The organism is Arthrobacter sp. SDR-2R (assembly GCF_057747955.1).
This window is the reverse complement of the sequence record NZ_CM173231.1, coordinates 1,438,713-1,463,032: the sequence shown is the minus strand read 5'-3', so window position 1 is coordinate 1,463,032 and position 24,320 is coordinate 1,438,713. Positions and strand designations below refer to the sequence as shown.

The 24,320-nt window shown below is 68.2% G+C and carries 23 protein-coding genes; 13 read left to right on the top strand and 10 right to left on the bottom strand.

Annotation, left to right across the window (positions count from 1 at the left end):
- The first annotated feature begins 69 nt into the window (after positions 1-69).
- From AC3ANU_RS06770 to AC3ANU_RS06740, 7 genes are all read left to right on the top strand, one after another.
- On the top strand, positions 70-462 hold the full coding sequence (locus AC3ANU_RS06770; RefSeq protein WP_018768765.1) for a cupredoxin domain-containing protein: 393 nt from the start codon (positions 70-72) through the stop codon (positions 460-462).
- A 154-nt stretch (positions 463-616) separates the two neighbouring features.
- On the top strand, positions 617-1,387 hold the full coding sequence (locus AC3ANU_RS06765) for a CHRD domain-containing protein (protein ID WP_026265692.1): 771 nt from the start codon (positions 617-619) through the stop codon (positions 1,385-1,387).
- Positions 1,388-1,656: 269 nt separating this feature from the next.
- Positions 1,657-2,118 (top strand): sortase domain-containing protein, encoded by a 462-nt coding sequence (locus tag AC3ANU_RS06760; protein ID WP_223992519.1) that lies wholly within the window; start codon positions 1,657-1,659, stop codon positions 2,116-2,118.
- A 48-nt stretch (positions 2,119-2,166) separates the two neighbouring features.
- On the top strand, positions 2,167-2,799 hold the full coding sequence (locus AC3ANU_RS06755; RefSeq protein ID WP_488315700.1) for a hypothetical protein: 633 nt from the start codon (positions 2,167-2,169) through the stop codon (positions 2,797-2,799).
- Positions 2,800-2,873: 74 nt separating this feature from the next.
- Positions 2,874-5,537: an AMP-binding protein gene (locus tag AC3ANU_RS06750; RefSeq protein ID WP_488315699.1), complete on the top strand. Its 2,664-nt coding sequence runs from the start codon at positions 2,874-2,876 to the stop codon at positions 5,535-5,537.
- A gap of 169 nt (positions 5,538-5,706) precedes the next feature.
- Complete coding sequence (locus AC3ANU_RS06745) at positions 5,707-6,681, top strand: hypothetical protein (protein ID WP_488315698.1); 975 nt, start codon at positions 5,707-5,709, stop codon at positions 6,679-6,681.
- Positions 6,682-6,911: 230 nt separating this feature from the next.
- The gene (locus tag AC3ANU_RS06740) at positions 6,912-7,493 is read left to right on the top strand and encodes a hypothetical protein (RefSeq protein ID WP_488315697.1); all 582 of its coding nucleotides are present in this window, start codon (positions 6,912-6,914) and stop codon (positions 7,491-7,493) included.
- Between the two features lie 142 nt (positions 7,494-7,635).
- Here the strand turns inward: AC3ANU_RS06740 and AC3ANU_RS06735 are convergent, their stop codons facing one another.
- On the bottom strand, positions 7,636-8,517 hold the full coding sequence (locus tag AC3ANU_RS06735) for a helix-turn-helix transcriptional regulator (protein WP_056393152.1): 882 nt from the start codon (positions 8,515-8,517) through the stop codon (positions 7,636-7,638).
- Between the two features lie 93 nt (positions 8,518-8,610).
- Here AC3ANU_RS06735 and AC3ANU_RS06730 point away from each other — a divergent pair, with 93 nt between their 5' ends.
- From AC3ANU_RS06730 to AC3ANU_RS06720, 3 genes are read left to right on the top strand one after another with little or no spacing between them, the layout of a single operon-like run.
- Positions 8,611-9,492, top strand: coding sequence for an aldo/keto reductase (locus tag AC3ANU_RS06730; protein ID WP_268001876.1), 882 nt, complete (start codon positions 8,611-8,613; stop codon positions 9,490-9,492).
- Between the two features lie 30 nt (positions 9,493-9,522).
- Positions 9,523-10,551, top strand: a complete 1,029-nt coding sequence (locus tag AC3ANU_RS06725) for an aldo/keto reductase (RefSeq protein ID WP_223992529.1) — start codon at positions 9,523-9,525, stop codon at positions 10,549-10,551.
- 47 nt (positions 10,552-10,598) lie between these two features.
- Complete coding sequence (locus AC3ANU_RS06720) at positions 10,599-11,429, top strand: oxidoreductase (RefSeq protein ID WP_268001877.1); 831 nt, start codon at positions 10,599-10,601, stop codon at positions 11,427-11,429.
- A gap of 169 nt (positions 11,430-11,598) precedes the next feature.
- Here AC3ANU_RS06720 and AC3ANU_RS06715 read toward each other — a convergent pair whose 3' ends face one another.
- Genes AC3ANU_RS06715 through AC3ANU_RS06700 form a run of 4 tightly spaced genes read right to left on the bottom strand, consistent with a single transcriptional unit; the run spans position 11,599 to position 14,619 of the window.
- Positions 11,599-12,147 (bottom strand): DinB family protein, encoded by a 549-nt coding sequence (locus AC3ANU_RS06715; protein ID WP_488315696.1) that lies wholly within the window; start codon positions 12,145-12,147, stop codon positions 11,599-11,601.
- 38 nt (positions 12,148-12,185) lie between these two features.
- Positions 12,186-13,571: an FAD-dependent oxidoreductase gene (locus tag AC3ANU_RS06710; RefSeq protein ID WP_488315695.1), complete on the bottom strand. Its 1,386-nt coding sequence runs from the start codon at positions 13,569-13,571 to the stop codon at positions 12,186-12,188.
- Positions 13,568-14,272: an aquaporin gene (locus tag AC3ANU_RS06705; protein WP_488315694.1), complete on the bottom strand. Its 705-nt coding sequence runs from the start codon at positions 14,270-14,272 to the stop codon at positions 13,568-13,570. The genes AC3ANU_RS06710 and AC3ANU_RS06705 overlap by 4 nt, the downstream gene beginning before the upstream one ends.
- Entirely contained in the window at positions 14,269-14,619 is a 351-nt protein-coding gene (locus tag AC3ANU_RS06700) for an ArsR/SmtB family transcription factor (protein WP_018768779.1), read from the bottom strand. The genes AC3ANU_RS06705 and AC3ANU_RS06700 overlap by 4 nt, the downstream gene beginning before the upstream one ends.
- Before the next feature lie 140 nt (positions 14,620-14,759).
- Here AC3ANU_RS06700 and map point away from each other — a divergent pair, with 140 nt between their 5' ends.
- Positions 14,760-15,533: a type I methionyl aminopeptidase gene (map, locus tag AC3ANU_RS06695; protein WP_018768780.1), complete on the top strand. Its 774-nt coding sequence runs from the start codon at positions 14,760-14,762 to the stop codon at positions 15,531-15,533.
- Positions 15,534-15,536: 3 nt separating this feature from the next.
- Here map and AC3ANU_RS06690 read toward each other — a convergent pair whose 3' ends face one another.
- Positions 15,537-16,055, bottom strand: coding sequence for a GNAT family N-acetyltransferase (locus tag AC3ANU_RS06690; protein ID WP_488315693.1), 519 nt, complete (start codon positions 16,053-16,055; stop codon positions 15,537-15,539).
- A gap of 166 nt (positions 16,056-16,221) precedes the next feature.
- On the opposite strand from AC3ANU_RS06690, the gene AC3ANU_RS06685 reads away from it, so the two are divergent.
- Positions 16,222-16,662: a hypothetical protein gene (locus AC3ANU_RS06685; RefSeq protein WP_056392795.1), complete on the top strand. Its 441-nt coding sequence runs from the start codon at positions 16,222-16,224 to the stop codon at positions 16,660-16,662.
- On the opposite strand, the gene AC3ANU_RS06680 is transcribed toward AC3ANU_RS06685, so the two are convergent.
- The 3 genes from AC3ANU_RS06680 to AC3ANU_RS06670 form a co-directional block, all read right to left on the bottom strand.
- The gene (locus AC3ANU_RS06680) at positions 16,631-18,607 is read right to left on the bottom strand and encodes an APC family permease (protein WP_018768784.1); all 1,977 of its coding nucleotides are present in this window, start codon (positions 18,605-18,607) and stop codon (positions 16,631-16,633) included. The two genes, AC3ANU_RS06685 and AC3ANU_RS06680, sit on opposite strands and share 32 nt — an antisense overlap.
- 142 nt (positions 18,608-18,749) lie before the next feature.
- Complete coding sequence (locus AC3ANU_RS06675) at positions 18,750-19,433, bottom strand: response regulator (RefSeq protein WP_488315692.1); 684 nt, start codon at positions 19,431-19,433, stop codon at positions 18,750-18,752.
- On the bottom strand, positions 19,430-22,003 hold the full coding sequence (locus tag AC3ANU_RS06670) for a DUF4118 domain-containing protein (RefSeq protein WP_488315691.1): 2,574 nt from the start codon (positions 22,001-22,003) through the stop codon (positions 19,430-19,432). The genes AC3ANU_RS06675 and AC3ANU_RS06670 overlap by 4 nt, the downstream gene beginning before the upstream one ends.
- 140 nt (positions 22,004-22,143) lie before the next feature.
- Between AC3ANU_RS06670 and AC3ANU_RS06665 the strand changes: the two genes are divergently transcribed.
- A complete protein-coding gene (locus tag AC3ANU_RS06665) occupies positions 22,144-22,890 on the top strand; it encodes an ABC transporter permease (protein WP_488315690.1) in 747 nt (248 codons plus the stop codon).
- A 41-nt stretch (positions 22,891-22,931) separates the two neighbouring features.
- Here AC3ANU_RS06665 and AC3ANU_RS06660 read toward each other — a convergent pair whose 3' ends face one another.
- Positions 22,932-24,293 carry a phenylacetate--CoA ligase family protein gene (locus AC3ANU_RS06660; protein ID WP_488315689.1) on the bottom strand — a complete coding sequence of 454 codons (1,362 nt, stop codon included), beginning with the start codon at positions 24,291-24,293 and terminating at the stop codon, positions 22,932-22,934.
- Positions 24,294-24,320 lie beyond the last annotated feature (27 nt).

Sequence of the window (24,320 nt, the reverse complement as noted above, 5' to 3'; positions counted from 1 at the left end):
CACAGGGTAGTTTCCTGAAGGCCCGCCATCCGGCGGGCAACGGACGCATCCCTCCTGAAAGGGATTGCCATGAAAGCTTCTTCTTGGATCCGGGCCGTCACCGTGGCCATCGCCTTGGGCGGGATCACCGGGTGCGCTGCCGGGAGTGGGAATACTCCTGCCACGCCTTCAGCTGGTTCCCCCAGATCGTCGGCGGAGGGATCGGCGCAAGCCGCCACTTCGGTGATCACGATACGGAATTTCAAGTTCGAGGTCCCCACCACGGTCAGACCGGGATCGATGGTGACGGTGACGAACGCCGACAGCGCCCCGCACACGGTGACGGCAAAGGACCATGGCGGGTTCGACGTTGCGGTCGATCCCGGTGAAACCGCAATTTTCAAAGCGCCCGACTCACCCGGGGAGTACGGGTTCGTTTGCAGCTTCCATTCCCGAATGACGGGAACGCTGATGGTGAAGTGACCGCCACAGCCTCCATCAAAAGAGCAATGACCACACGGAAAAAGTGAATCAGGCCACGTCCACACCCATCCGCTGATGGTGCCGCCGCGAAGTACCGGTGTCTCCTCTCTGGGGACGCCAACATCACACGGACGTGAATGAGGAGATTTTCCGAATGAATAAGTCACTTCGCTTTATGGCAGTCCCCACCCTTGCCCTCGCCGCACTCGCCCTGTCCGGTTCCCCTGCAATGGCCGCCGACGGCTCATACCAGTCAACGCTGAAGCAGATCAACGGCAGCGCCGGATCGGGCACCGTCACAGTTGATGTCATGGGCAACCAGGCCCACGTCGTCCTCAAGGTGTCGGGCCTGCCCGCCACCTTCATGGATGCGCCGTACCCCCACGTCCAGCACATCCACGGCGGGGCCAAGGGCGTCTGCCCCGACCCTTCTGCGGACAAGGACGGCGACAAAGTCATCTCCACCACCGAGGGCGCACCCTCATACGGTGGCATCGTCACCACCCTTTCCACCAGCGGCGATACCAGTAAGGCAGCAGGCCTTGACCTGAAGGTCGCCGGACAGGGCGCTTCCTATACGGTGGACCGCACGTTCGAACTGAACGCCGAAACCAAGGCGGCCCTGGAATCCGGAACGGCAGTGGTTGTGGTCCACGGCCTTGACCCCGCCACCCTCAGCGCCGCAGGCCAGGCCGCCAAGAGTGATCTGGTTCCATCACTGCCGCTGGCGGCTACGTCCCCCGCCCTGTGCGGAACGCTGACGGCCGGCCAAATGAAGATGCCTGCAGGCGGCGCCAACACCGGCATCCCCTCTGAACCCGGCTCTGGCACCGACACAGGCGCCCTCGCCATCGGCGGCGGCCTGGCCCTGGTTGCCCTCGCAGGCGGAGCTTACGCCGTCCGCCGCCGGAACGCGGCAGCATAGCCAAGGCTGAACGGATCAATTCTGTGACATCAAGGAATTTCGGCCGCCGTGGAGGTCCCGGGGCCTCTGCGGTGGCCGGGGTTCTGCTCGCGCTTTCCCTGGCGGGCTGTGCCGCCGGGAGCGCCACTACTTCAGACCCCAAGCCTTCCCCTTCCGCCTCCGCACCACAAGTGGCTTCCCCCGCGGTTACATCAACAGCACCGGCGCCCCCTGTTCCACCAGCAGCCCCTTCTCCACCAGAGGCCCCGGCTGCGCCGCAGCCGCCGGCCGTGCTGGATGCCTCGCCTCCTGCTGTCCTGAGCATTCCTTCCATCGGGGTGCGGACGGACCTTCTCCACCTGGGACTGGAGGAGAACGGTTCGCTGAAAGTGCCGGAGGATGTGGGCAACGGCGCACCGGCCAGCTGGTACAACGGTTCCCCCACGCCCGGCGAACGGGGCCCCTCGGTGATCCTGGGCCACGTCAACGCCCTCGGAGGGCACAAGGGTGTGTTTGCTGACCTCCGGAAGCTCGGGCCCGGTGCCGAGGTCAACGTTTCACGGGCCGATGGCAGCACTGCCGTCTTCACCGTCGACCACGGGGCCCTTTACTCCAAAAACGAATTCCCCACCCTCGAGGTTTACGGCAACACTGCCGGTGCAGAGCTTCGGCTCATCACCTGCGACGGCTACGACCCCGCAACGGGGCTCTTCGATGACAACTACGTGATCTACGCCAAGCTCAAAGCCTGACAACAGCCGCGCACCCCACTCCCAGGGGCCGGCAGAATTGGATGCGCCATGAAACAGCACAAGTCCCTGCTGGCCTCCGTGGCCCTATGCACCCTGCTGCTTTCCGGCTGTGCAACAGCGGCGGGATCCGTCACCGCAGCTCCAGACAGTTCGACGGCGGCCCCGCCGGCAACGTCACCGGCGGTGGGCCACGACGGCGGCGGCCACCACGCCCAGGAATCGGCATCCCCTGGTCCGCCGGCGGGCGGGCCGAGCGCTGCTGCCCTGATGGTTTGCGGCGACCAGCCGAAGGAGAGGCTGCGGTCCATCCTGGACCTGGCTTCGAACCCGCACACCGTGGACATCTGGGCGGACAGCACCTTCACCTGCACCTACCATCTGGCCGAGGGATCGCTGGTCATTTCTGTCCAGGAAACGGCGGACAAGGCGGCGGCACTCAAGTACTTCACCGCAATGCAGGCCCTCGCAAAAGGCGCAACACCAATCGACGGCCTGGCAAATCTTGGTTTTCCGGCATACGAAACGGCCGACGGATCCGCCGTCTTCCAGAAGGACAGCTTCGTGCTGCACGTAGACGCGTCAGGTCTTCCCCCCGCCTTGGGGCCGGACAGCATCACCCGCAACGCCCTGGCCTACCAGCTTTCGACGACGATCCTGGCCTGCTGGGTGGAACACCACTAACCGACGGCTTTACGGCACAAAAATCTTTCCTAATCCATTTGAGTTAGGTTAGGTTACCCTTCTATGGTTCTCCGGTGACTACAGAGACAAAGCTCGCCGGGGTTCCGTTCGCCGCGGACCTGGCCCGCTTCGGCGACCGCCCTGCCGTCAGCGCCCACGGCCGGTCGCTGAGCTACCGGGAACTGGCCCGGCAGGTGGAGGACATGGTCCGCGCGTTCGGGCCGGCCCGGCGCCTCATTGCGCTGGAAGCCGGGAACACCCTGCCGGCCCTGGTGTCCTACCTGGCGGCCCTGTCCTCCGGCACTCCCCTGCTGATCCTGCCCGCGGGGGACTCTGCCGCGGCCGCACTGGTGGCGGCCTACGACCCCGACGTTGTTGTCAGCGCGTCGAACGGCGAAGCGGTCCTGGATGTCCGGCGGCAGCAGACCCGGCACGACCTGCACCCGGAACTCGCGCTGCTGCTGAGCACGTCCGGGTCCACCGGCTCCCCCAAACTCGTCCGGCTTTCCGCCGACGGCATCCAGGCCAACGCCGCCGCGATCGCGGAGTACCTGCAGCTGCGCCCCAGCGATACCGCGGCCACCACCCTGCCCCTCTCCTACTGCTACGGCATGAGCGTGGTGAACAGCCACCTCCTGGCGGGCGCATCCCTGGCGCTGACCGACCTCTCGGTGGTGGACCCCTGCTTCTGGGACCTGGTCCGCAGGGAACACGTGACATCCTTCGCGGCAGTGCCGTACACCTTCGACCTGCTGGACCGCGTGGGCTTCAAGGACATGGAGGTGCCAAGCCTGCGCTACATCACCCAGGCCGGCGGACGGCTGGCCCCCGACCGCGTGCGCGCCTACGCTGAGCTGGGCCGGCGGCAGGGGTGGGACCTGTTCGTGATGTACGGGCAGACCGAGGCCACCGCCCGCATGGCCTACCTGCCGCCGGACCAGGCCCTGGAGCGCCCGGAGGCCATCGGCGTGCCCATCCCGGGCGGGTCCTTCCGGCTTGAGCCGGTGCCCGGCCTGGGCGCGTCCGAGCTGGTGTACTCCGGCCCCAACGTGATGCTGGGGTACGCCGAACAGCCGGCGGACCTCGGCCTGGGCCGGGTGGTCACCGACCTCCGCACCGGCGACCTGGCGCGCCGCGGCCCGGACGGGCTCTACGAGATTGTGGGCCGGCGCAGCAGGTTCGTGAAGATCGTTGGGCTCCGCGTGGATCTGGGCCAGGTGGAGCGGATGCTGGCCGACCTCGGGGTGACGGCTGCGGCCGCAGGCTCCGACGACGCGGTGGTGGCCGCCGTCGAAGGCGACCACGACGTAGCGCTGCTCGCCAAAACCCTTGCGCAGGGCCTGGGCCTGCCGCGCGCCGCCGTCGACCTTTGCCCGGTGGAAGCCATTCCGCGCCTGGGCAACGGAAAGCCGGACTATCCCGCCGTCGCCGCCCTGGCCTGTGGAGGAGAAGCGGACGACGGCGGCCCGGCCGGGGTTGTGGACGCGGGCTCGGATGACGTGGGGCGCATCTTCGCCGAGGTGCTGGAGGTGGACGAGGTTGCCGGGACCGATTCGTTCGTGTCCCTGGGCGGCGATTCACTGTCCTATGTGGCGGCGTCCGTCCGGCTGGAGCGGGCCCTGGGCTACCTTCCCGGGGGCTGGCACCTGATGCCGGTCTGCGAACTGTCGCCATCGCCGCACGTGGTGCCCGCCGCCGTCGCGCCTCCCGGCAGTGCCGGGCCTTCCGGCACTGCTGGGCCTTCCGGCACTGCTGGGCCTTCCGGCACTGCTTCCGGCAATTGGGTGCGCAGGGCCCGGCGGAGGCTGCTCGCGCCGATGGAGACTGGGATAGTGCTGCGCGCCGTCGCCATCATCGCGATCGTCTCCACGCATATTGGGTTCTTCCACTGGCAAGGCACGGCCCACGTGCTCATGGCGGTGGCCGGCTACAACTTCGCCCGCTTCCAGCTGTCGGGGGAGCGTACGGAACGGTTCCGGCGGCACCTGCGCAGCGTCGCGCGGATCGTGGTGCCGAGCGTTGCCGTGATCGCGCTGGCCTTCGCCGTGACGGACAAGTACGCCCTGCACAACGTTTTCCTGTTGAACTCACTGGTGGGGCCGGCGGGGTGGAGCGACTACTCGCGGTTCTGGTTCGTGGAGGTCCTGGTCCACATCCTGCTGGGCCTGGCCCTGTTGCTGGCGGTACCGGCCGTTGACCGGGCGGTGCGGCGCTGGCCGTGGGCGTTTGGGGTGGCCCTGGTCCTGGTGGATCTGCCCCTGCTTTTTGGCCTGGTGGAGAGCCGCTATCCGGGGCAGGGGCCGGTCCTGTGGCTGTTCGGGCTGGGTTGGGCGGCCGCCGCGTCCCGCACCCTGTGGCAACGTTCAGCCGTTACGGTTCTCGCCGTCCTGGCGGCTCCGGCCTCCTTCGACAACCCGTACCGCAGCGCCACCATCCTGGCAGGATGCCTCATCCTGCTCTGGCTGCCCACGCTGCGGGTGCCCCGGGGACTCCACCGGATCATGGCGCTGCTGGCGAGCGCTTCGCTCTACATCTACGTCACCCACTGGCTGGTGTATCCCCTGTTTGATTCCGTTGACCTCTTCGAGCGGGCGGACAAAGGTTTGGCCGTGCTGGCGTCCCTGGCCTGCGGCGTCCTCTACTGGGCAGGGGCCGCCCGGGCCATGGGTGCGGCGGAACGGTGGATCAAGCGGCGGCGGTCCCTCTCCCGCGCCTCGGTTGAGCCGGCCGCTGTGTAGCGGGTTGGGCGCAGACCGGTTTTCGACGCGCAGATTCCCCTGCGCAGACCGTATGTTGCGTGCGCCGGGGAGCATGCGAGTCGAAAATGGGCGACCGCGTCGCCGGGGCTTTTCCACATAGCGGCACTCTCCACTACTGCAGCGAAGGTGTGCCGGGCAATGTGGTTGCATGACCGATCTTCCACCGTTGCTGTTGTCGCGCGACCGCAACCTGCTCGGGTTGAGTGCCAACGATCTCGCCAAACGCGTGCGGTCCGGCGCTTTGGTCCGGGTGCGGCACGGCATCTACATCGACGGCCCAGCGTGGCGGGCCATGAAACCGTGGGAACAGTACCGGGTCCGCATCCAGGCGGCCGCGGAAGCATTCGAGAAGCCCACAGTTTTCGCCCGCCATTCCGCGGCAAGCGTGTGGGAAATCCCCACCATCGGCTTTCATCACCCGGTCAAGGCACTCACATTGAAAAACGACGGCGGCCGGTCACGTGCCGGGGTCAGCCGGCACTTTGCGGCGCGGGCGGATTTGAAGGTGGTCCGGTTGGAGGGCCTCCTGGTCACCGACCGCATCCGGACTGTCCTGGACCTGGCGGCCTTCAGCCCCTTCGCCGAGGCCGTTGCGCCGCTGGACCATGTGCTCCGGCCGGATCCGCGCCGGCAGCTGCCTGCCATCACCAAGGCTGAGCTGGAGAGCGGGATGGGATCGATTTACTCCGCCGCTGCCACGCGGAGAATCCGGGCGGCCATCGAGTTTGCCGATCCCGCTTCAGGCTCGGCCGGGGAGTCCTGGAGCCGGGCGCTGATCCATGCGGCCCGCTTCGAACCCCCGGTCCTCCAACAGCGGTTTTCCGACGCGGACGGGCTGGTTGGTTATTCGGATTTCTACTGGAAGGAGTCCAGGGTTGTTGGCGAATTCGACGGCGAGGAAAAGTACCTCAAGTCCGAGTTCCTCAAGGGCCTGACCGCATCCCAGGCTGTTGTAGCTGAAAAGCAGCGCGAAAACCGGATCCGCGCCCTGGGCTGCAACGTGGTGCGCTGGGACTGGGCCGACCTCAAGGTGCCCGGGACGCTGGAACGGAAGCTGGCGGCGGCAGGTGTGGGCCGCCGTCGTACGCGCTCTGCCGTTATCGACACGCAAAACCGCCTCTGACGCGCATATCCCTTCCCGCGCCCCGTATACGAGCGTCGCAAGGGAGTATGCGTGGCGGCGACAAATATGCGCGTCGAAAACGGCGGCCGTGCACCGAAGCGGGGCCAGGAGCGGGCGGTGCATCAGCGGGTGATTTTTCCTTGTTGACGGCCACGCGACGGGGCTATGTTGGAGCTACGCCCGGGCCCGGCTGGGACGGCCATCGCTGACAGGTCTCGCAGAGGTATGTCATGAGTTATGTCCCCGTCAGCAGACGCACCATCAGGCTGCACCGTGAATCCGAGCGGTCCACGCGGCGCCTTGTTGCTGCCCTGTCCGGTGTTGCCATCGCGGCGTGGCTATTGTCCGTGTTGCTGTCAGCCGCGGTCAGCGTTGACGGCTTCGTCCACGACGTCGATCTGGTGGTGCATGACCTTTTCCTCGTTGTGGCATTCGGCGCCATCATCCTGGTCGACTGGCATGGATTCCTGTGGCTGATCGGCCGGCGGACACTCGGTGAAATCATTCGACTCGATGGGGCAGCAACACCGTTAATCTGGGGTGGCCTGGCCGGCATGCTTGCCACCGGGGTGTTCCTGAGTCCGCACCTGGACAGCCCGATTACAGAGGTCAAGCTCGCGGCGGTCCTGGTGCTCAGCCTGAACGGAATCATGCTGATCCCCCTGATGCGGCGGCTCGCGCGGCTCCCTGCCAGGACTGCGTTCAAGGATCTATCCACTGGCCAGCGCGTCCACCTGATGTCATGCCTGGTGGTCTCGCAGCTCTGCTGGTGGACGGCGATCATCATTGGGTTCATCAACGCGCAGTCCTGACGCGCAAAGCCGCTGACGACGCGCACATTCCCTGGCGCGGCCCAAATATGGGGTGCGCTTACGAATATGCGCGTCGAGGACGGATATGGGGTTCACAACCGAATATGCGCGTCGAGAACGGGTTTGCGCAGCGCAGGCTGGCTCAGGTGGCCTTCTCCTGGGCCGGAACCCCGGCCGCCGCCTGCGTAGCCGCCCAGCTGGCGAGGACCTTCAGCGCGTCCTCGGACGGGCTGCCTGGCTCGGCGGTGTAGATGTTGATCCGCAGCCCGGGATCCGCGGGGAGCTCCATCGCCTCGTAGGCCAGGTCCAGGTCCCCCACGATCGAGTGGTGGAGTCGTTTGCGGCCGGTGCGGTGGTACTTCACGTCGTGCCGGGCCCAGCGGACGCGGAATTCCTCGCTGCGCGTTGAGAGCTCCCCGATCAGGTCGGACAGGTCCTTGTCGTACGGGTTCTTCCCGGCCGTGGACCGCAGCACGGCCACGATGTCGTCAGCGGCGCGCTCCCAGTCGGCGAAGAACTCCCGCGCTTTCGGGCTCAGGAAGGTGAACCGTGCGCTGTTGGGTGGGGTGCCGCCGTCGGTCATCATCTCCAGGTACAGGGCCCGGCCCAGCTCATTGGACGCCAGCACATCGCCGCGGTCGTTGCGGACCCAGGCCGGCGCCGCCGTAATTGCATCGATCACCCGCTGCACGCTGGGCCGCACCGTCTGCGGGCTCCGCTTGCGCCGTGCCCGCGGAGCAGCCGTGGACGCGCGGGCCAGGTCGAAAAGGTGGGCTGTCTCGGCGTCGTCCAACTGCAGGGCGCGGGCCAGGGACTCCAGGACACTGTCCGACGCTCCGGACAGATTTCCCCGCTCCAGCCGGATGTAGTAATCGATGCTCATTCCGGCGAGCATGGCCACCTCCTCCCGGCGCAGGCCCTTAACCCGCCGGTTGCCGCCGTACGCGGGCAGCCCGGCGTCGTCCGGTGTGATCCTGGCGCGGCGGGAGGTCAGGAACTTCCGCACGTCATCGCTGTTCGTCATGGCTCCCACGCTACGCCGGGCAAATATCCCAAGGGAGGGACTGCCAGCCCCTCCCACAAACCCGTCCACCCCAATACCGTGAAAGGCATGGTTATGGAACTCACGCTCAACAACAAAATCACAATGCCGGCGCTCGGCCTGGGCGTCTTCCAGAGTCCCCCGGAAGAGACCACGGCGGCGGTCCAGACAGCGCTCGAGGTGGGCTACCGGCACATCGACACCGCCGCCGCCTACGGCAACGAGCGGGAGGTTGGCGAGGGCATCCGCCGCTCCGGCCTGGACCGGGCCGACGTGTTCATCGAGACCAAGATCTGGGTGAGCGACTACGGCTACGACCGGGCCCTGCACGCCTGGGACAAGGCCGCCGGCAAGCTGGGCGTGGAGCAGCTGGACCTGTTCATCCTGCACCAGCCCGCCCCGGACCGGTTCGAGAAGACCATCGCCGCGTACAAGGCGCTGGAGACCCTGCTCAAGGACGGGCGGGTGCGGGCCATCGGCGTCAGCAACTTCATGCCTCACCACCTGGCGCAGCTGCTCGAGGAAACCGACGTGGTCCCTGCCGTCAACCAGATCGAACTGCACCCCTACTTCGCCCAGCGGAACGTCCAGGCCGCGGACGCCGAGCACGGCATCCTCACCCAGGCGTGGTCGCCGATCGGCGGCATCACGTTCTACCCGGGCTGGGGCGAGAACCGGAAGAACGTCATGCGGGACCCGGCGATCGCCGCCGTCGCGCAGGCCCACGGCAAGACCCCCGCCCAGGTGATGCTCCGCTGGCACCTGCAGCAGGGCCGCTCCGCCATCCCCAAGTCCACCAACCCGGCCCGCATCGCGGAGAACTTCGACGTGTTCGGCTTCGAGCTTTCCGCGGCCGAGCTCGCCGCCATCGACGCCCTGGACACCGGCGTCCGCAGCGGCCCCGACCCGGACGTGGCCCGCCCCGAGCGGTTCGCCATGGTCATCCCCGAAGCCTAGAAGCCAAAGAACCACAGAGAAGGAACCAGCATGGAATACCGCCCGCTTGGCCGCACCGGTGTGCAGGTCAGCCCCCTCTGCCTCGGTGCCATGATGTTCGGCCCGTGGGGCAACAACGACCGCGCCGACGCCACCCGCATCATCCACCACGCGCTGGATGCCGGCATCAACTTCGTCGACACCGCGGACGTCTATTCCGCGGGGGCCTCCGAGGAGATTGTCGGGGAGGCGCTCGCGGGAAAGCGCGATGACGTCTTCCTGGCCACCAAGTTCTTTATGCCCATGGATGAGGACCGCCCCAACCGCCGGGGCGGCTCCCGCCGCTGGATCATGCGCGCGGTAGAGGACTCGCTGCGCCGGCTGAACACCGACTACATCGACCTGTACCAGGTGCACCGGCCCAGCCCGGACACCGATGTGGAGGAAACCTTGGGCGCCCTCACCGACCTGGTCCGCCAGGGCAAGGTGCGCTACATCGGCTCCTCGTCCTACTCCGGGTCCCAGATCGTGGAGGCGCAGTGGGCGTCCCGCGAACGGAACCTGGAGCGGTTCGTCACCGAGCAGCCGCCGTACTCCATCCTGACCCGCGGCATCGAGGAGGATGTGCTGCCCACCGTGCAGCGGCACGGGATGGGCACCCTCACCTACAGCCCGCTGGCCGGCGGCTGGCTTTCCGGCCGGTGGCGGAAGGACTCGGCATCCAGGCCCACTTCCAGTGCCCGCCCCAGCGCCCGGTTCGACATGACCCAGCCCGCCAACCAGCGCAAGCTGGACATCGTGGAGGAGCTCGCCCAGGTGGCCGAATGGGCCGGCGTCACCATGATCGAGCTGGCCATCGCGTTCGTGATCAACCACCCCGGCGTTACCTCCGCCATCGTGGGTCCGCGCACCATGGAGCAGCTGGAGTCCTACCTCCCCGCGGCGGACACCAAGCTGGCGCCCGAGGTGCTGGACCGCATCGACCAGCTGGTGGCGCCCGGCGTCACCGTCAACCCGGACGACAACAGCTACGGCGCCCATGAACTGACGGCACAGGCACGACGGCGGCACCGGGCTTAAATGCCGGCGCCCGCCTCACTCTCCAACCCCCTATGAAAGGAAAAACCATGGCAACGTGGCTCATCACAGGCTGCTCCACCGGACTTGGCCGGGCACTGGCGGAAGCCGTGCTCGCGTCCGGGCACAACGCCGTCGTCACCGCCCGCAAGGTGGAAACGCTGCAGGAGGTCACCGCCGGCTTCCCGGACACCGCGCTGGCACTCCCGCTGGACGTCACGGACAAGACGCAGATCAGCGCGGCGGTCAAGGCGGCGGAGGAAAAGTTCGGCAGCATCGACGTGCTGGTCAACAACGCCGGCTACGGCTACCGGGCCGCCGTGGAGGAAGCGGACGACGGCGACATCCGCCGCCTGTTCGACACCAACTTCTTCGGGGCCGTGGACATGATCAAGGCAGTCCTCCCGGGCATGCGTGCCAACAAGGCCGGGTCCATCCTGAACATCTCATCCATCGGCGCCCGCATCACCCCCGCCGGCTCCGGCTACTACGCGGCCACCAAGGCGGCGCTGGAGGGCATGTCAGGGTCTCTGCGCAACGAGCTGAAACCGCTGGGCATCAACGTCACCGCCATCGAACCCGGCGGCTTCCGGACGGACTTTGCGGGCCGCTCGCTGACCCAGTCCTCGACGGCGATCGACGACTACGCGGACACGGCCGGCAAGCGCCGCAAGGAACACGACACCGCCCACGGCAACCAGCCCGGCGACCCGGACAAGGCCGCCCGGGCCATCATCGCCGTCGTCGAATCCGCCAACCCGCCGGGCCTCCTGGTCCTGGGCACCGACGCCTTCGGCGCGTTCGGTAAGGTGGCCGAAGCCCAGCGCGCCGAGCTGGAGCAGTGGCAGGAGCTGAGCACGAGCACCGACATCACGGACTGAGCCGGTCAGCCACCGGCCGGGCTGGCTTCAGCGACGCGCAACTTCATCTTCGCGGCTCATATTCCCCCACGCAGCCCAAATCAGGGCCGCGAAGGGGAATGTGCGCGTCGGAAATGAAGAGGCGCGTCGCAGCAAAACGGCGCAGGCCCGGTGCGAGGGTTAGTTCGCGCTACCTGCCTGGGGGCAGCGACGGCAGCGTGGTCAGGCTGAGCTGCGCGCGGTGGTGACGGTAGTGCTTGGGCGCCCACTCCAGGACGTCCCGGCGGCTCATCCACGGCATGAAATAGGGGTCCCACGCGGTGGGCATCGTCATGCCGCGGCCCAGCGCATCCTGGTTGGCGTGGCCGTACCAGTTCACGATCACCGCCGTAGTCCGGTCCATCATCCGGAGCATGCCGGCTGGCTTCAGGACCCGGCCCCCGGCGGCGCTCCCGGCCCAGTTCACCCAGTTGTACGGGCGGGCGCACGAATCCAGGAGGCGGCTCCAGGTCCGGGAGGCCAGGGGCGGCAGGTGCGAGAACAGCCCCAAGAGCGGTATGCCCGCCAGCGTGATGTTCTGGCCGAGGACCATGTGGAAGAGCAGTTGCCGGTTGGTCCACCGCGTTCCGATGGACGGGAGGTCCAGCTCGTCATCGCTGGAGCCCAGGACGATGTTCCGGAAGTCGGCCGCGATCCACAGCAGGTCCGCCTTCACGGGGTCACTGTCCGGTTCCGTCATCGGGGCCTCCCGTCCTTGGACATCAGCCGGTGGTCACATCATAGGCTGGCAGGTTCGGCGGTGCGTCCGTGCTGCAGGCCCGTGGCGAAGCCGATGGTCACGGGCACCGCCGCGGACGTTCCGCAGCAGGAGTCCCCGGCGGTGTCGGCGGCGTCACCGGCCTCGGTAGGGAGGCTGGTGGAGCACACCCCGGTCTCCGGCAGTTCGAGTTCCACGGTGTCCGCGGCTTCGGTATCACCTGCCAGGGCTGCGGCGATGGAGCGGACCTGTTCGTAGCCCGTGGCCATGAGGAAGGTGGGCGCCCGGCCGTAGGACTTCATGCCGGCCAGGTAGAAGTCCTTTTCCGGCTGTTCCAGGATCCTGGCGCCATGGGCCGGAACCGTGCCGCAGCTGTGGAAGTCAGGATCGATCAGCGGGCCCAGGGCCTTGGGGGCATCGACGGCCGGATCCAGGTCCAGCCGCAGCTCGGACAGGATGGACAGGTCCGGCCGGAACCCTGTGGCCGGGATGACCCTGTCCACGGTGAGGCTGCGGCCATCCGTTGCGTGCACGGTGACCTTGCCGTCACGGGTTTCGAGGCGGCCGGTGTGGAAGTTTGTGAGGAGCTGGACGGCACCGGTGTCGACGGCGGTGTGCAGCCGGGCGCCCAGCTGGCCGCGGGCGGGCAGCTGGTCGGCGTCCCCGCCGCCGTAGGCACGGGCAGGCGTGGCGGCCCGGATGGCCCAGAGGACTTCCGTTCCCGGGTTGGCGCGGGCCACGCGGGCCAGGTCCAGGACCATGTTGGCGGCGGAGTGGCCGGAGCCGATGACAAGGGTGCGGCGGCCGGCGAATCCGCCGCCGGCCACGTCCGGCAGGGGCCCGGTGACCAGCCCGGCGGCCCGGGCTTCCGCCTCACCCGGGGCGGCCAGGCCGGAAGCTCCCAGGGGCGCCGGCGTGGTCCAGGTTCCGGAGGTGTCAATCACGGCGCGGGCCAGGAGCTCCGACGTTTCCCCGCTGCCGTCCTGGATGCGCAGGAGGAACGGGGCGGCGTCGCGGCCCTGGCTGCGGCCCTTGTCCATGCCCTGCCGGCTGACAGCAACTACCTTCGCCCCGGTCCGGATCCGGTCCTTGAGTTCCGGTGTGGCGGCCAGCGGTTCCAGGTAGTCGGAGACGATCTGGGAGCCGTACGGCAGCGCGGTGGGGCGGGGCGCTGCCCAGCCGGCCCGTTCCAGCAGGCGCACGGCGGCGGCATCCAGGTTGTACTTCCACGTGGAGAAGACGCGCACATGGCCCCACTCACGGATGGCGGCACCCACCGTGGGCCCGGCCTCGAGCACGACGGGTTCCAGTCCGCGTTCCAGCAGGTGCGCGGCCGCGGCCAGGCCGACGGGCCCGGCGCCGATGACGGCCAGGGGGAGGGATGGTGAGCTTGCCTTGTGGCTCATGAGAGCACCTTTCGGTCGGCCGCCGGGGCGGCGGAAACAGCAGCAAAGGAGGGGTAGAGGAAGCGGACCAGGAGGAATCCGGCGGCGCCGCCCAGCAGCTGCGCCAGGATGAAGGCAGGGGCCGACGGCGGCGCGATGCCGGCAAAGGTGTCCGTGACGGTGCGCGCCATGGTCACCGCAGGGTTGGCGAAGCTGGTGGAGCTGGTGAACCAATAGGCGGCCGTGATGTAGCCGCCGACGGCGAACGCCACGCGGTCAGCACGGCCCGACCGGACGGTGCCGAAGATGACCAGCAGCAGGCCCACCGTGGCAATGACTTCCCCAAGCCAGAGCGGGACGCCGGTGCGCTGGTGCGTGGACCAGCTGACGGCGTCCAGCCCGAACATCAGGTTGGCGGCCACCGTGCCGGCCAGGCCGCCCAGGATCTGCCCCGCAACCAGGCCGGCCGCCGTGGTGGTGTCGATCATCCCCAGCGCCCGCTCCACCAGGGTCACCACCGGATTGAACGACGCCGACACCGGCTGCAGTGCCATGATCAGCGCCACCAGCGCGGCACCCGTGGCGAGGCTGTTCTGCAAAAGCTGCAGGCCGACTTCGTCCGGTGACAGCCTGGATGCCATCACGCCCGAGCCGACCACGGCCATGACCAGGAACGCGGTGCCGATGAACTCTGCCGTGGCACGCCGGGCCAGACCGGTCATGCGGCCTGCCCGCCGATCAGGGCGGCCAGGTTCTGCAGGGCCTCGGTGCGGGCCCGGTAGTAAACCCACACGCCGCGCTTTTCCCGCTCCAGCAGACCCACCTCATGCAGGATCTTCAGGTGGTGGCTGATGGTGGGCTGGGACAGCTCGAAGGCATCGTTGAGGTCGCAGACGCAGGCTTCGCCGCCCTCATGCGAGGCGACCATGGACATCAGCCGCAGCCGGACCGGATCCGCCAGGGCCTTCAGCAAGGGGGCGATCCCTTCAGCTTCCGGCAGGGACAAAGGCTCCCGGGCCAGCGGCGCGCAGCACGCCACCGCCTGGACCGGGGTCAACTCCAAAGACATAGACACACGTAAATATTTACACTCATCTATGTCTTTGGCAACCCCAACATTCCGCTGTACGAAAGAGCCCCTTGCACCCTTCTGCGCACGGGCAAATAGGATGGCACCTGGAGCTAACCGCCGCACACGAAGGGCGCACCATGATCGAGATCCTCACCCCGGCTGAGGTGGCCCGCGCCCGGGAGACCGGCGCCCTGGTGGCTGACATCCTGCAGGCGATGAAAAGCCGCGCAACCGTCGGCACCAACCTCCTGGACATCGACCAGTGGACCAAGGAGATGATCACCGACGCGGGGGCGGAATCCTGCTACGTGGACTACGCGCCGTCCTTCGGCCGGGGTCCCTTCGGCCACTACATCTGCACGGGCGTCAACGATGCCGTGCTGCACGGGCTGCCCCACAACTACGCACTGGCCGACGGCGACCTGCTGACCCTGGACCTCGCCGTCGTCAAGAACGGAATGGCCGCGGACGCCGCCATCAGCTTCATCGTGGGCGAATCACGGCCGGCGGAGAGCGTGGCCATGATCGAGGCGACGGAACGCGCCCTGGCAGCCGGGATCGCCGCCGCAGGGCCGGCAGCCAAGATCGGGGACATCTCGTACGCCATCGGCCGCGTCCTCATTGATGCGGGGTATCCGGTCAACACGCAGTTCGGCGGCCATGGCATCGGTTCCACCATGCACCAGGACCCGCACGTGCCCAACACCGGGCGGCCCGGCCGCGGCTTCAAGCTGCGGCCCGGGCTTCTGCTCGCGCTGGAGCCCTGGATCATGGCGGACACGGACCAGCTGGTGACGGACGACGACGGGTGGACGCTAAGGAGCGCCACCGGCTGCAGGACGGCCCACACCGAGCACACCATCGCCATCACGGAGGACGGCGCCGAGATCCTGACGCTGCCTTCGAGGTAGGCCTTACTCCGTCCCGGCCACCGCGCTGCGGCGTTCCAGGAGCAGGGTGTCCTGCCAGTGCCCGGCCTTGGGGCCGTGGCTGATCCGCGCGATCCGTTCCCTGGTTCCCACCACCCGGAAGCCGAGTTTCCGGTGCAGCGCCAGGCTGGCCGTGTTCTCCGGGAAGATGCTGGACTGGATGGTCCAGATTCCTGCCACCTCCGTGGAATCGATCAGTGCACCGAGGAGCAGCCTGCCCACGCCCCGGCCGTGCGTTTCCGGCGCCACGTAGATGGAGTGCTCCACGACGCCCCGGTAGACCTCCCGGGACGAAACGGACGTCACGGCGGCCCAGCCCAGAACCCGGCCCGCGTCCTCGGCGATCAGCCGGTGCCCGGGCAACCGGCCGCCGTCGAACGCCTCCCAGGTGGGCGGCTCGCTCTCGAACGTCGCCTCCCCCGTGGCAATGCCGGCGGCGTAAATCGCGTGGACGGCGTCCCAGTCCTCGGGGCACATGGGGCGGATGGTGACGGGGCTGTGCATGGGTTCCATTATGGTGGCCGACCACGGCGCTGGTGGCCCAGGCATCTCCCCGGCGGGACAGGCTGTAAATATTCCGTCAATAAAACGGCCCTGCCGCCCCGGCCGCGCGTGCACCGTCCTTTGATGGAGGCAGGTCAGCACATGCACGTGACGGCAAGGAGCGGAGATGCGGTGGGATGAGGCGCCCGATGACCGTGGCAGGGTCAGGTTTGCCGCGGCAGCCGAGGCCGTGGAGGGCTACGGCGGGCGCGCACTGAACGGCCGCGCCCTCCACCCGGCCGGCGGCTACCTTTTCCCCGACCAGGACGGCGAGGGGTGGTGGGTCATTTTCCAGCCGTGGCCCTCGACGGGCGGGCAGGGGCACAGAGTGCCCGGCGACATCCTGGCCTGCAACGATTCCTACGGCGACATGGTGCATGTGATGGTGCTGGCGGCGGGCGTTCGGGAGGACGACGCCGAGGCGGCCTTCCGCGCGGACGTCCCGGTCAGCCTGGCGGACGCCGCGCGGGTGGCGGCAACAGTGCCGCACGTGGCTGCCCCTGCGCACAGGGACGGGACGACGACGTATCCCCCGGTCAGCCGACGTGGACCCACGGGCGCTGGGTGACGTCCGGGACGGCCTCGCGCAGCACCTCCCTGGTCACCGGCGCGATTTCGCCCTCGCCCAGGAACAGGAACCGCACCAGGTTGGTGATCGGATTCCCCTCAGTCCAGCGGAAGTAGATGTGCGGCATGAGCCCCGTGACGTCCCTGATATGCAGCAGTACCGAGGCGATGGTATTGGGAACAACCGGCCCGTGGACTTCCAGGATGTGGTAACCGTGGCGGTTCACGCCACGGACATACAGTTCCGTTTCAAAGTCGGAGGAGTCATCCACGATCACTTCCAGGAACAGGGCATCGCCTGCCAGCGGGAGGTGGCTGACCTCGATGGCCGACTCAAGCTTGTCCCGGTATGCCTCCGCAGACATCCGCAGCGGCTCGTGCGCGATGATCGCGATGGGGCCGTCCAGGGTGCTGGACATGAACTCCAGGGCCTGCTGGTCCAGGTGCACCCGGGTTGCATGCAGCTCAAAGGACCGGCGGACCCTGGACAGCAGGGAGATGACGATGATGCCCAGGATGAAGATCGCCGCGATCCGGATGCCTTCGGGCCGCTCGAAGATGTTGGCCACCGTGGTGTACGCGAACACCACGGAGATGGCACCGAAGCCGAAGGTGAGGTTCCGTTGCCCGCGCCGGCGCGCCGACAACGTGACGGCCACCGCTGCGGAGGTCATCAGCACCAGGACGCCGGTGGCGTAGGCACCGCCCTGGGCGTCGACGTCGGCGTTGAAGATGAAGGTGATGAGGAACCCGACCAGGGTGAACACAAGCACCAGGGGCCTGACAGCCTTGGCCCACTCCGGGGCCATGCCGTAGCGGGGCAGGTACCGGGGAACCAGGTTCAGCAGGCCGGCCATGGCCGAGGCACCGGCAAACCAGAGGATGCCGATGGTGCTGATGTCGTAGACGCTGCCGAAGCCCACGCCCAGGTATTCGTGCGCCAGGTAGGCCAGGGCGCGCCCGTTCGCCTGGCCGCCGGGCTGGAATTCCTGTTCCGGAATCAGGACAACGGTAATGAAGCTGGTGGTCAGCAGGAACACGCTCATGATCGCCGCAGCGGTGGTGAGCATGCGCCGGGCTCCGCGGATTCGGCCCGCCGGGTTCTCCTCCGTGTCATCCGCCGCTCCGCGGACCTGCGGCATCACGGCAACGCCGGTTTCGAAGCCGGACAGGCCCAGCGCCAGTTTGGGGAACACCAGCAGTGCGATGGCCACCGTCATCAGGGGGTTGCCGTGGGACACCCACAGATTCGTCCACCAGTCGCCCATCGCCACCGGGTGGGAGACCACCTGCATCAGGGTGGCAACCACCACCACCGCATTCAGGCCCAGGTACAGGACAACCAGGAAGACGGCGACGCCGATCGCTTCCTTGAACCCGCGCAGGAACACGGCAGCCAGCAGGGCCAGCAGGAAAAGCGTTACGGGGACGTTCTGGTTTTGGAGCCAACCGGGGGCAACAGGATTGCCGATCAGGTGTGCGGTGGCATCGGCGGCCGAGAGCGTCATGGTGATCATGAAGTCGGTGGCGGCGAACCCGAGCAGGACCAGCACCAGGAGCTTTCCTCCCCAGCGGGGCAGCAGCCGCTCCAGCATGGCAATGGAGCCCTCACCGCGGGGGCTTTCACCGGCAACCCGGCGGTAGACCGGCAGGGCACCCAACAGTGTCACGGCCACAAGGACCAGGGTGGCCAGCGGGGAGATGACACCGGCTGCCAGCGCGGCGATGGCCGGCTGGTAGCCCAGGGTGGAGAAGTAGTCCACGCCGGTAAGGCACATGACCTGCCACCACGAGTGCTTTTTTTCGTGCTGGGTGGGAACACCGCCGGGGCCCTGGTGGGTGCCCTTGCTGTCCTGCAGCCCGAACAGCAGCCAGTCCTTCAGCGCCTCCCTTCCGTGCGGGTGGGTGGCGGAAGGATCCGCCGGGGGCCTGCTCAACGTGGTCATGTCTGCCTTTCCGCGCTGCCCGTTGCACCGCGATCATTGCGAAGCTAGCACCGGCGAAATTGGCGGAAGCGCCAGAAAGGGAATTCTTGATGTTTCCTTTACGCGTGATGTTCGACGGCGGCCGGAGCGGTCCGGCGGCAGGTCACGGCTCGAAGCGGTAGCCCATGCCGGCCTCGGTCAGCAGGTGGCGGGGGCGGGCGGGATCCGCCTCCAGTTTGCGCCGCAGTTGGCCCATGTAGACGCGCAGGTAGTGGGTCTCGTTGTCATAGCCGGGACCCCAGACCCTGGCGAGCATCTGCTGTTGCGTTATCAGCCGGCCGGGATTCCGCACCAGCATTTCCAGGATGGCCCACTCGCGGGGGGTGAGCCGGACCGGGTCCCCCGCCCGGGTCACCTTCCGGTTGGCCAGGTCCACCTGGAAGTCACCCACATCGATGGCGGCCCCGCCGTCCGCCACGTCCAGCGTGCCGCTCCGGCGGCCGGCAACGCGCAGCCGGGCCAGGAGTTCGTCCAGGCCAAACGGCTTGGTGACGTAGTCGTCCGCCCCGGCGTCCAGGGCCCGGACCTTGTCCACGGACCCGTGCCGGGCGGAAAGCACGATGATGGGCATGCTGCTGGTGCGGCGGATCCTGGTGATCACGTCCACGCCGTTGATGTCCGGCAGTCCGAGGTCCAGCACCATGGCATCCGGATGGCCGCCTTCCGCGTGCTTCAGGGCGGCCATCCCGTCCAGGGCGGTCAGCACCCGGTAGCCCTCAGCCTCCAGGTTGACCTGGAGGGCACGCAGGAACTGCGGCTCGTCGTCAACGATCAATACTGTCCTCATGAGGTGCTGGTGCCTGCTTTCCGGCGAGGGGTGGAAACGTCCGGTGCGGCAACCTGGGGCAGGCGGATGACTATGGTCAGTCCCCCGCCCTGGGTCGGCTCGGCCAGCAGGTGACCGCCCATGGCCTCGGTGAAGCCTTTCGCGACGGCGAGGCCAAGCCCCATCCCGAGTCCCGCGGGGGCGTCGTCGAGGCGCTGGAAGGGCTGGAAGATCCCCTCGACGGCGGCAGCGGGCACGCCCTGCCCGTGATCGACGATGTGCAACTCGCCAAAGGGGGTTCCGGCGTCGCCCACTCCCCTGGTTCGCGTCGAAACGCCGACGATGGCCACGTCGGACGCCGGCGCGTATTTAAGCGCGTTTTCCACGATGTTGGCGATGACCCGCTCCAACATCCCCAGGTCGGCATAGATCGCAGGCATGTCCGGGGGAAGCTCCACCCGGATCCGGTCCGCCGGGAGGCCGCGCAGCGCGTCCTCGATTGCATCACGCCACGTGACGGGCGCTGTCAGTGGCGCAGCCGAACCGCTGGAGATCCGGGACATGTCCAGGAGGTTGGCGATCAGGGCGTCCAGGCGCTCGGTGTAGGACTCGACGGTCTCGAGCATCTCGGCCTGCACCTCATCGGGAAGCCTGCGGCTCTGGCGCCGCAGGGCCGTTACGGCCAGTTTTATCCCCGCCAGCGGCGTGCGCAGGTCATGGCTGACCGCCCGCAGGATGGCCGTTCGGACGTTGTTGCCCTCGGCCATTTTGGCGGTGCTTTGCAGTGTCCGCTGAAGGGCGTGGCGCTGGCGCAGCAACAGGAGGTGGGCGCCGTGGGCGGAAAGGAGGAGCCGGTCCCCGGCGGTGAGGGTGCGTCCGGAGAGGACCAGGGCGGTCCGCTCGTCGGCGAGTTCCACGCTGTCCGTCAACCCTGCCGTGTCCGGGGAGGGAGGAGGCGCCTCCCCGGAGAACGCCTGGAGCTCCCATGCTGCGTCATTGTCCCCGGATGTGGTGAAGAGCCCGGCCGAACGGACCTGGAAGGTTTCCCGGACCTTGCCCATGAACGCTGCAACGGTGTCATCGGCCAGGAGGGCATCGTGGGCGAGGTCCGCGAGGGTGGCGGCTTCCGCGCGGGCCCGTGCTGCTTCCCGGGCGCGCCTTGCGGACAGTCCCACCACCAGTGACACGGCCACCGCGGCACTGAGGAAGACCAGCAGCGCGAAGACGTTTTGCGGGTCGCTGATATTGAGCGTTCCCACCGGGTCCGTCTGGAAGTAGTTCAGCAGCAGCGAGTCCAGGACGGCGGCGAGCACCGCAGGCCACAGGCCGCCGATGAACGCCACGGCCATCACCCCGGTCAGATGGACCAGTGCGTGGGTGGCGAGGTTGAGCTCCGGATTGCGGGACAGCGCCGCCGTTACCAGGACCGGGAGGACCACAGCCAGGACGAAGCCGATCAGCGTGCGCCTGCCGCTGAGCGCCGCGGGAGATGGCCCCGGCAATCCAGGGCCGCCCTGGGGAAGGGAGACGATGTGCACGTCGATATCGCCCGAGCCCCGGACCACTTTGGCGCCTGCACCGATACCGAGGATCCTGCTCCGGAGCGTCCCCGGTGAGGCGCCGATGACGATCTGGGTGGCGTTGACGCTGCGGGCAAATTCGAGGAGGGACCCCGCTGCGTCCTCACCGGACACCGTATGGCAGGTGCCGCCGAGGTCGGCGACGAGGCGCCGCTGCGCGTCCAGCAGCTGCCCCCGCGTCGCGGCCGTGCTTTCGGCGCGCCGGACGTGAACCGCCAGCAGGTCCCCGCCGTTGACCCGGGACAAGATCCGGGCCGCCCTCCTGACGAGCAGCTCCCCTTCGGGGCCTCCACTGAGTCCGACGACAACCCGCTCGCGGGCCGGCCAGGTGGCGGTGATCCCCTGGCTTTTCCGGTAGCCCGCCAGCCCTTCGTCCACCCGGTCCGCCAGCCAGATCAAGGCGATTTCACGCAGGGCAATGAGATTGCCCAGCCGGAATTCGTTGGCCAGGGCAGCGTCGATCCTGTCCCTGGGCACAACGTTCCCGTCAGCAACCCTCTGGCGCAGGAGTTCGGGCGATATGTCCACCAGCTCGATGTGGTCTGCCCGCCGCACCACGGCGTCCGGGACCGGTTCCCCGTCTGGTTCGTCGGTGATTGCGGCGACGACGTCTTTCAGCGATGCCACATGCTGGACGGCAAGCGTGGTCAGCACGTCCGTCCCCGCCGCCAGAAGCTCCTCGATGTCCTGCCAGCGGCGGGTATTCCTGCTGCCCGGAGCATTGACGTGCGCATACTCGTCGACGATGGCCACCTCCGGTTTCCTTGCCAGCACAGCGTCCAGGTCAAGCTCGGGTACCTCCGCCCCGCTGCCGTCGGGCAGAAGGCGCGGCGCCACGACGTCGAGCCCGTCAAGGAGCTGCCCGGTGTCAGGCCTCCCGTGCGCGGCGGCGATGCCGACCACGACGTCCCTGCCGCCGGCCAGGATCTGGTGCGCCTCACGCAGCATGGAGTACGTGGTGCCGGCCCCCGCGGCCGCACCCAGGAAGATCCGAAGCGTTCCCCGTGCCATACCCACAGTCTTATCCCCTCCGGCCATACTGACCAACCCGCTGCCTCCGCGGGTCAGACGTGGGCGGGCGCTCGAGCAAAACCTGCCGGGTGTGAGCGGGCGTGGCAGGGGCAGCCGCGGTAGCTCAGTAAGCTGGCGGCATGCCCGCCCTTTCCGCCCTGCTGCCCACCCTGGTGGCCCTTGCCATCCTGGCGGCACTCACGGTGGGGACCCTCTGGGGCGCCCGGACGCCGTCGTACTTCTCCCCTGCCCTGGCCATCCTCCGCGGGACAGCCCAGCTCGCGGCCATCAGCCTGGTGCTGGGCGGCGTCATCAGCAACCCGCTGTGGGTGGGGGTGGCCCTGCTGGTCATGTTCACCGTGGCGTCCGTGACGGCAACACGAAGGCTCACCTGGTCCTGGCGTCGCTTCGCCCTGGTGGCGGTGACCATGGCTGCCGGCATCCTGGTGACGGTGGCCGTCGTGTTTGGAACGGGCGCCATCGAATTCGCGCCGCGGTACCTGCTGGCCGTGGGCGGGATCGTGATCGGCAACTCGATGACCATCGCCACCCTGGCCGGACGCCGTTTCTTCGAGGCCGTCCTGGAGCAGTGGGACCAGGTGGAGGGCTGGCTGGCGCTGGGGGCGACGCCCCGGCAGGCCACCCTGCTCCAGGCGCGGCAGGCAGTGCACTCGGCCCTGATCCCGTCCACGGACCAAACCAAGACAACCGGGCTGGTCACCCTTCCCGGGGCATTCGTCGGCGCGATCTTCGGCGGCGCCTCGCCCCTGGAGGCCGGCCGGTTCCAGGTGGTGGTGCTGGCCTCGATCATGGCGGCCGGGTCCATCACCGCCGTCGCTCTGATCCGCTCGCTGGGCAACGTGAAGGCGCGGCCGGAACCGGTGTAGGCCGGACGTCAACGGGCCGGTTGCCTCCGTCCGGGGGCACCTTAGGGCCGGTTTTTCCAGGCGCGCACGAATGGTGCTTTCCCCAGGGCGGTCCGTTCAAGCCGCTCCACCAGCCGGATGTCCACGGGCATGTGCGCCGCGCCGGCAGCCATAAGGGCGGCGGTCACCGCAGCCCGGACGCCTTCCTCGGATTGCCCGGGTGCGAGTCCGGCCAGCAGCACCCGCAGCCCGGACGGTTCCTGGATAACCTGCCAGCCTGCGACGGCCGCCTGGTCCAGGACCTGGTGGAAGACATTCGGGTGCACGTTGACGGTGCCGGTCCTGCCCGGCAGTTGCAGGACGTCCTCGATGCGCCCCTCGATATCCTCCATGACGGTGAAACTGCGTCCGCAGGGGCAGCCCCTGCCGCCGAGCCTTACGGTGTCCGACATCTCGTACCTGATCAGCGGCACGGTCCGGGAGAACAGGACGGTGACCAGGAGCTTGGACCCGGTTGTCCCCGCCGGGACGGGGTTGCCGGCCTGGTCCACGGGTTCGATGATGAGGAGGTCCTCGTAAACGTGGCGGTTCCGGTAGGTGCAGGGGGATGCGATCCCCGCCGTTTCGGTGGCGGCGTAGACGTCGAAAGGGGCGGTGCCCCACGCGGATTCCAGTTCCGCTGCGGCCTGGGCGCTGAGCACCTCGGAGGCTGACATCACCCCCTGCGGCGCGATGTGCAGCCGCCCTGCCAGCTGTTCCGCGGCCAGGGGTTTGAGTGCTGAGGCGTAACCGACGAGGACCCGGGGCTGGAACCGGTTGAGGGCGGCGACGTTCTCCTCCATGGGTGCGGTGACGTCCAGGCGAAGGGTGGGGACCACTCCGGAGCGCACCGATGCGCCGACGACGGCTGACTGGTGGGTGGGGACCCGCGAGCTGACCAGGGCCACCTTCAGCGGCCGGGTCAGCCCCAGGGTAAACCCTGCCCAGTCGTTCGCGCGGGCGTACGAGGCCAGGACGGTAGCCCACTCCGCGCGGTTCCAGACGAACGTTCCGCGCCGGCCGGTGGTCCCGGCTGTCGCCGCCGCCCACCAGCGGCCCTTCCAAGGCAGTCCGGGGTCTCCACCGCTCTCGACGAGCGACCGCAGATGGCCTTCCACTTCCGCCAGCGTCAGGTCCGGGGTGGTGATGGCCTCATCGAAGTGCTCCATCAGGTCTGCTTTGGTCACGGGCGGCAGCCGGTCCAGCGGAGCGTCGTGCAGGCCGGCATGGTGGCGGCGGTAGAACTCCGAGCCGGCGTAGGCCGCCCGGCGCAGTTCCGTCAGGGCATGGTCCTGGTGTGCGGCGATCCGGGCGGCGTCCCAGCGGTCCCGTTTCCGCCACGCAGCCCGGAGGAACAGCACACGGGGGACCAGGCGGAGGTCCACGGCGGTTGCCTGACGTTGCCTTGCCGC